Origin of the sequence: Actinacidiphila oryziradicis (assembly GCF_005047355.1) — a bacterium.
Classification (GTDB): domain Bacteria; phylum Actinomycetota; class Actinomycetes; order Streptomycetales; family Streptomycetaceae; genus Actinacidiphila; species Actinacidiphila oryziradicis.
The window spans coordinates 1-5,629 of the sequence record NZ_SUMC01000223.1; the positions used below are offsets into that span (position 1 = coordinate 1).

Annotated in this window: 12 protein-coding genes and 1 pseudogene; 5 read left to right on the top strand and 8 right to left on the bottom strand. The window is 65.1% G+C overall.

Features of this window, described 5'->3' with window-relative positions; all coding sequences use genetic code 11:
• Positions 1–90 precede the first annotated feature (90 nt).
• Positions 91–510: a hypothetical protein gene (locus FCI23_RS53720; protein WP_136731466.1), complete on the bottom strand. Its 420-nt coding sequence runs from the start codon at positions 508–510 to the stop codon at positions 91–93.
• 167 nt (positions 511–677) lie between these two features.
• Here FCI23_RS53720 and FCI23_RS53725 point away from each other — a divergent pair, with 167 nt between their 5' ends.
• The 3 genes and pseudogenes from FCI23_RS53725 to FCI23_RS53735 all read left to right on the top strand — a co-directional run bounded on the left by FCI23_RS53725 (position 678) and on the right by FCI23_RS53735 (position 2,032).
• A complete protein-coding gene (locus FCI23_RS53725; RefSeq protein WP_136731468.1) occupies positions 678–953 on the top strand; it encodes a hypothetical protein in 276 nt (91 codons plus the stop codon).
• A 69-nt stretch (positions 954–1,022) separates the two neighbouring features.
• Positions 1,023–1,555: pseudogene (locus FCI23_RS53730) on the top strand (ComEC/Rec2 family competence protein); the annotation flags it as partial.
• 99 nt (positions 1,556–1,654) lie between these two features.
• The gene (locus FCI23_RS53735; protein WP_136731470.1) at positions 1,655–2,032 is read left to right on the top strand and encodes a hypothetical protein; all 378 of its coding nucleotides are present in this window, start codon (positions 1,655–1,657) and stop codon (positions 2,030–2,032) included.
• 77 nt (positions 2,033–2,109) lie between these two features.
• Here FCI23_RS53735 and FCI23_RS53740 read toward each other — a convergent pair whose 3' ends face one another.
• From FCI23_RS53740 to FCI23_RS53765, 6 genes are all read right to left on the bottom strand, one after another.
• Positions 2,110–2,301, bottom strand: a complete 192-nt coding sequence (locus FCI23_RS53740) for a hypothetical protein (RefSeq protein WP_136731472.1) — start codon at positions 2,299–2,301, stop codon at positions 2,110–2,112.
• A 5-nt stretch (positions 2,302–2,306) separates the two neighbouring features.
• On the bottom strand, positions 2,307–2,498 hold the full coding sequence (locus FCI23_RS53745; RefSeq protein ID WP_136731474.1) for a hypothetical protein: 192 nt from the start codon (positions 2,496–2,498) through the stop codon (positions 2,307–2,309).
• Between the two features lie 96 nt (positions 2,499–2,594).
• On the bottom strand, positions 2,595–2,840 hold the full coding sequence (locus FCI23_RS53750; RefSeq protein ID WP_136731476.1) for a DUF7848 domain-containing protein: 246 nt from the start codon (positions 2,838–2,840) through the stop codon (positions 2,595–2,597).
• Positions 2,837–3,142, bottom strand: coding sequence for a hypothetical protein (locus FCI23_RS53755; RefSeq protein ID WP_169317457.1), 306 nt, complete (start codon positions 3,140–3,142; stop codon positions 2,837–2,839). Before FCI23_RS53755 ends, FCI23_RS53750 begins: the two co-directional genes overlap by 4 nt.
• Before the next feature lie 21 nt (positions 3,143–3,163).
• A complete protein-coding gene (locus FCI23_RS53760) occupies positions 3,164–3,475 on the bottom strand; it encodes a helix-turn-helix domain-containing protein (RefSeq protein ID WP_136731478.1) in 312 nt (103 codons plus the stop codon).
• A gap of 198 nt (positions 3,476–3,673) precedes the next feature.
• The gene (locus FCI23_RS53765) at positions 3,674–4,123 is read right to left on the bottom strand and encodes a lamin tail domain-containing protein (protein ID WP_136731480.1); all 450 of its coding nucleotides are present in this window, start codon (positions 4,121–4,123) and stop codon (positions 3,674–3,676) included.
• 168 nt (positions 4,124–4,291) lie between these two features.
• On the opposite strand from FCI23_RS53765, the gene FCI23_RS53770 reads away from it, so the two are divergent.
• Both FCI23_RS53770 and FCI23_RS53775 read left to right on the top strand, forming a co-directional pair.
• The gene (locus FCI23_RS53770) at positions 4,292–4,504 is read left to right on the top strand and encodes a UTRA domain-containing protein (RefSeq protein ID WP_246144902.1); all 213 of its coding nucleotides are present in this window, start codon (positions 4,292–4,294) and stop codon (positions 4,502–4,504) included.
• Positions 4,505–4,616: 112 nt separating this feature from the next.
• Positions 4,617–4,871, top strand: coding sequence for a hypothetical protein (locus FCI23_RS53775; protein WP_136731482.1), 255 nt, complete (start codon positions 4,617–4,619; stop codon positions 4,869–4,871).
• Between the two features lie 225 nt (positions 4,872–5,096).
• Here the strand turns inward: FCI23_RS53775 and FCI23_RS53780 are convergent, their stop codons facing one another.
• Positions 5,097–5,459, bottom strand: a complete 363-nt coding sequence (locus tag FCI23_RS53780; RefSeq protein ID WP_136731484.1) for a hypothetical protein — start codon at positions 5,457–5,459, stop codon at positions 5,097–5,099.
• Between the last annotated feature and the right edge of the window lie 170 nt (positions 5,460–5,629).

Here is a 5,629-nt window from a genome sequence, read left to right on the forward strand (position 1 = left end):
GCCAGACCGCGCAATATGGACTCGCGTTCCTGCACGCACAGCGGGTTCCCTTGACTCAACTGCCGCAACCTCCGGTTCAGCGCAAAGTGATCATGATCTCACGATGCACTGACCAGTTGAGAGCGCCTGCCCCAGGACCTTGAAAGTCTGTCGGATGATGGATCCGGATACCCCGACGAACTCTTCCACATACCCAATGGTGCCGTCGGGCTTGAGTGCAAAGTCGATGACATCCGCTTGCTTGAGGACCGGAAGGATTTGCAGGATGAGCGCTCTGTCGGCAATCCCGGCTAGCCGGGCGAACTGCCGGATCATTTGAGCGTTGGTAATCCGACCGAAACCGTGCAGGCGTGACGCGAAGTCCATGGCCTGGCCGGACAGGAGCAACGTCTCAATGTCGGCACGGACGACAGGATTCGTCACCATGGGAGCCTGTTGCAGCAGAAATAGGACTGCTCGTCCAAGGCGACGCTCGGTAGCGTCAGAGTCGTCCTGGTCAGTCGTCGCCATGGCACCCGTCCCCTTTGACTGCGGTATGACTTGTCATCATAAGCCATGCAAAGCATCACGTTCCGCGATTATCCCGGCGCCGTCGATGAGGCCCAACGGTCGGTGTCACCCGGCCCGCGCAGCGGCAACTCTCGCTCCAGATGAGGTGCAGGGGCATGATGCCGTATATGACCGAATCCGGATCGCACACCATCACCGCGGCCTTCAGTGCGGCGGACCACAGGGCCATCACCGAGCACGCCAACGAGCTCGGCATCACTGCTGGTGAATACGTTCATCAAGTCGCCGTCGCCTGCGCTCTGGCGCGCTCCGCCGGTGGCGGCCAGCCGGCTGTCTGCGAAGAGACCCCGGTGAACATTGAAGCGACACTGCGGCGCCTCTTCGGAGAGCAGGAGCCGGGCCGAGGCCATCAGGATTGGGCGAACAGGGCCCTACCTCGATAGTCCCCAGATCCGGGGTTGAGGGAACGGCCTCGGCAGGCGGAACCTCAACATGCTGAACTTGACAGAGAAGACGTGGGCCAGGGCGACGCCCTGGTGCTCTCCGCAGGCGAGGGCACCGCCGTGGTCATCGACGCCGGCCCCGAACCCGCTCTCGCCGACCGCTGCCTGCGCACCCTCGGCGTAAGAACCATCCCGCTGCTGCTTCTGACGCACTTTCACGCCGATCACGTCGACGGCCTCCCCGGCGTTCTGCGGGGCCGTGCAGTCGGGGCCATCGAGACCACGACCCTCGACGAACCGCCCGGCCAGGTCGCATTCGTCCGCCGCCTGGCAGCCGCCGCCCACATCCCCTCCTCCGGGCAGCCGCCGGGGAGCGCCGCCGTCTCGGCCCCCTGGACTGGCAGGTCCTCTGGCCCCCAGCCGCCCCCGGCGTCCTCCCTGACGACGGACCCAACGATGCCTCAGTCACCCTCCTGGTCCGCACCGCCGGCCTCACCCTGCTCCTCCTCGGCGACCTCGAACCCGCCGCCCAGCAGAGCCTCCTCGCCACCACCCCCGGCCTCGCCCGCATCGACGTTTTAAAAGTCGCCCACCACGGCTGAATAAAAACACGCTCACTTCAGAGTTTCTCGACCAATGTCCACCGCGTCCGGTGGTTCCCATTGATACTGAACTTCCACACGGACACCAGGGGGGTAACTGTGGCCAAGAGGCCTGCTCCGAAGCACCTGACGATCACCATCGACTTCGATCTCCAGACCGAAAGGTCGACGGTCCACTACAAGCGTGCGCATGAAGCGTACGAGGTCGCAGTCGAGGCGGCGATCCGTGAAGCGAAGAAGGTGCTGCCGCCCGACAGCATCAGGGCGATCACGAGCGAGATCGACTGGTCGTACCGCTGGCAGCGGGATGGCGACGTCCACTTCACCCGCTCGGATGCCAACGACACCCGCTCGAATGCCGAAGACGAGGAGCACTGGGATGACGACTCCCTTTTCTTTGACATCGAGAACGGTCGCTGGATGCGGAGCGTGACAGTTCAGGGCGGCGATGTGGAGGTAGTCGAGCTGGACGACTGAGGCGGCACAGCGAAGCGCCCCGACCCTCCCGAAGGAGAGCCGGGGCGCCTCTCGCCTCGCGAGGTCGGGGGGAGCCTCTACGGGCTTGACCTCGCGAGGGAGTCAGGAGACCTCTGTACGTCTCGCCACTCGACGACGAGGGCGTCCAGGGTCTGGAGGAAGGCGGTGTGTGTCCCGGCGGCGTTGGCGGCCTCGATCACCTCACCGAGGAACTCGTACGCCTGCTCGTCCGGCAGGTCGCCCAGCCAGGGGAACACGATGCTCTCCACGGGTCCTACCTGTCGGTGCGGTCCCGGCGCGGCACAGTGATCCGCAGGCGCTCGGGGTTCTCGTTCTCCCACTGGCCCCCGCCAACGAGGGGGCGGAGGTAGTACGTACCGTTTATCACGTTCGTGACGATCGCCTCGCGTCCGGCGTCCTCGTCGTGGACCTGGTCGCCCACCCAGGGCGTTTCCTGCTCGCTCACTCGTTCGCCTCCAGGTCGTAGAAGGTGTTGGTCCGCCCACCTGCCGTCATGGGGGTACCGGCAGGCGGGCGGCGGTCTATCGGGGTGGCCGGGCCGTCATCGCGAAGCCCCCTCGGCCGGTACGGCTCGCCACGGCCGGGTGATGATCTCCCGGTAGGCGTCGTGGCGGGTGCGCCCGGCGTGCTTGAGGGCCCACAGCTGCGCGGGCTCGACCTCCTCCTCGAACGGCAGGGACTTCTCGCCGCACGCCGCGCACTGCATGGCGTGGGTGATGGGCTCCGCGTCCGGCTCCTGGTGGGGTGCGATGGTCCACGCCACGAACCGCAGTACCGATCGCCTCACTGGCCCACCAACCGCAATCGCGAGGCCGCATTCCGCACCCAGGTCCGCGCGCTCAGCTCTTCCCGGGCGGTCAGAGGACGGATGTCGGCGGGCTTCGCGTCCCACTCGACGCCGCCCTCCATCCCGCGCAGTTGGACGTAGGGTCCGATGGCCGCCATCACCAAGGCGTCGCGCTCGCGCCTGGTGTCCCGTACGAACGTCCCGACCGGCGGTACGCCCTCCGGCCACTCGTGTCCCTCGGTGGTGTTCTCCGGGATGACCTCCGCGTCTGCGGTGGCTGTGCGGGGCGGTGTGGGGGTCATGGTCGGCTCCACTGGGCCTGGTCAGCAGGTACGTGACTGGACGTTATGTCTGGTCACGTACGCGGAAACAGGCACGGAGCATGGCTTTTCGAGGATGTTGTCGTCGTCGCTGCGCCGGGTCTCGTGCGGTCCTGCTGGTTCGAGGAGCGCGGAGGTGCGGACCTTCAAGGCGCGTGCGAGGACGTGGTAGGTCTCCAGCCGGCCGGTACCGCCGCGTTCGAGCTTCTTGATCACTCCGACGCTGAGGTTGGCGCGTTCGGCGAGGGCCTCTTGGGTGAGGCCCCGGCGTCGCCGGGCTTCCTTGAGGCGGTCGCCCGGGAAGGGTGCCGGCATTGTCGATGGGGTATGGCGTGCTGAACTCCGTTCTGACCTAGACACTCAGAACGGTAGCCCCGTCAGCTCGGGGCTGCACCAACTCCGACCCCCACCCAGGTGGGGGTCGTTGTGCGTTCACCCCCGGGAATGACGAAAGGCGCCCATCACCTCCCCACGTGGGGAAATGATGGGCGCGGGGTTTTGCGCGTGTACAGGTCAGCACATCTTGTAGGCGACCTTGGTCGAGTTGTACGAGCAGGTGTCCTGCACCGCGCCGGATGACCGCTTCAACGTGGCCTTGTCCTTGTCGTTGTTCCAGACGTACGCGGCCCGCTGCTGGTAGCGGTTGGTGGCGGTGTTGGTCCCCTTGCCGGTGTGGATCTTCACGGACTTCCCGGCGCCGAGCGTGTAAGTGCCGAAGGTGTACTTGTGGCTGGAGGCGTCGGTGAGGGTCCAGCCCTTCAGGCTGACGCCCTTCGACGTCGAGTTCTTGATCAGCACCCATTCGGCGTTGAGGCTGGCCTTCGAGCGGTTGTCCGAACCCGGCGAGTTGTAATAGATCTCCGTCAGGTGGACGGATCCGGCGGCCTGGGCGGGAGCGGCAGTGGCCAGCCCGGTGAAAGCTGCGGCTGCGACAAGCAGGGTTGCGGTGATGCGGTGGCGCATGGCGCGGGTGTCCCCCCTGGTGCGGCGTAACCGGAATGGCTACGCGAGATGGACCACGATAGGTGGGCATTGGGGCGGATGTGGCGCCTTGTTACGAAACCGGTATGACATCGGGTACATGTCCCTGGGCCGTTGTCGACGTTCTGGACGCAGGCCCAGTTGGCCTCCATGAGCATCAATGTCACGCTAGCCAAGGAGTCTTTCACCTGCGGCGTGCCTACGGAGCACGAGTCCAAGACGCTGAAGATCGGCTCCGCCGTCCCGGTGATCCGATACACCCGGCGCCATGTGGCCGAGGACGGCAGGATCGTGGAGGTCGCCTTCCCGATCGTCCGCCGGGGCGACACGACGGTAGTTGAGTTCGACATCCCGCTGGACTGAGTCCCCGGGCCCCCGGGTGTACGCCGTGACACTGGACGATCTGCCCACCGGATCATGGGACTTGGCGGTACGCTGACCGCTCTAATCGAGCCTGTATGACCTGGAGGTCTGTATGGCTGATCAGCCCGTCAAGGCGCACTTCTCCGAAACCGTCACCCTTCCCGATGGTCGGAAGATCCGCGTCAGTGCCTACCCCGACGGAAGCATCCGGTTCCGTGTGGATGGTCTGCCGTACGTCCTGACTGAGGCGTATTTCAGCGGCAACCCTGAGAAGGACCAGGCGATCATGAAGATCTCGCCCGGCAAGCAGGGCAGCAATGCCGCGTACAACTTTGTACAAGAGCTGGAGAAGAGGAACCTCAGCTAGACGCACGACAGCGCCCCGCCCTCTACGTGGGAGAGCGGGGCGCTTCGCGTGTTCTGCCAGAACACCAGGGGGCTTCGATTGTACTAGGGCAAATCAGCCCTTGGGGACCTTCAGCGCAGTCCAACTGTCCTTGCCGGGCAGCCAGGTTGCGGCCGAGCCGGTCTACCCCAGGTTCCGCTGGAACGTACAGGCGCGATAGAAACGCGCTGGGCTGGGCTGCGTACCTCAATTTGACGTGCGTTCGGTGGTCGTCGTCCGACCAACTACCTCGATCGGCAGGGTGGGAGGGTGGGCAATGGCCTCCATGTACTCCGCAGGCAACTGCTTCGGTGGCGGCCACGTCATCGTGGTGCCAACTGGCCACAGTGGGTGGAACGTGGGGTGGGGCTCGAAGGGTGCGAGGACCTGGTCCTCGTCGAGAGACCCGGGCCGGAATAGCTGCACCAGCATCCAGCCGATTCTCAGGGTGTAGATGTAAGTGGGTCTCGCATCGGGGGTGGGCCCGCCGTAGTGCGAACATACGAATTCGATCATGGCTGAGCCGTCGTCGTCTTCCCAGGGCTTCATGGCGCCGATTCGGGCGATCATGAAGCGACTGGGCTCGCGGTCGCGGTAGAAGGCGGCACAGTCCTCTAGTGTCTCGTGATCCTGTTTGTGTCACTTCGCGTTGTTGTCGACGAGTTTCTTGATGTTGGTCTGGACGAGTCGGACCTTGGCGAGGATCTCGTCGGCGGTCGCGGTCCAGGTGAAGGGTTTGG